The organism is Alcanivorax sp. 24, assembly GCF_004360225.1.
GTDB classification, from domain to species: Bacteria; Pseudomonadota; Gammaproteobacteria; order Pseudomonadales; family Alcanivoracaceae; genus Alloalcanivorax; species Alloalcanivorax xiamenensis.
Genome location: NZ_SNUA01000056.1, coordinates 1 through 555 on the forward strand (window position 1 = coordinate 1; position 555 = coordinate 555).

Here is a 555-nt window from a genome sequence, read left to right on the forward strand (position 1 = left end):
CTCGGCAAGCATGGTAGCAAAGGGGGCTCCATCAATAGCAGGGGTTGGTTTAGGTGCTGATGCGAAAGCAGCGATCACAGCTAAAGCGGCATCACAAAAGCAAGTAGGCGCCTCAGAAAGATTGTCAGAGGACGAACGTGCACAAGTTTCTGAATCGATAAAAGCTAACTGGGGGAATGCAGTAAAAATGGCTCAATCATCGAGCAGTGATAACTCAGTTGCAAGTAAAGAGGCGGTTTCCCGACAGGAAGCTGTTACAAATGCTCATACAAATATGCTTCAAGCTCAAGCCCTTGAAGCTGAGGGGAATACAGCTAGCTCCGCTTCAAAAGTAATGACGCAAATAAATGCAGGTGAGGTTCAAAACTCAACCGCAGGAGCAAATAAAGCATCAATCGGCTCAATTGTTTCAAAACTTTCAGATGAGCAGCAGTATGTTCTTTTAGGTAGTTTGATTGGTGATGAAGGCTTAAATGGTTTATCTGGTGACAAGAGGAGTGCTTTAATTTCTGAGATGGGAGATAGCTTCGACTACCACAAAGAGCAGGTAAATAA

Annotated in this window: 1 protein-coding gene; it reads left to right on the plus strand. The window is 44.3% G+C overall.

The window, feature by feature from the left end; translation table 11 throughout:
- Window positions 1–555: hypothetical protein (locus tag E0L37_RS21605; protein ID WP_166643119.1), on the plus strand; the 555-nt coding region annotated here is incomplete at both ends.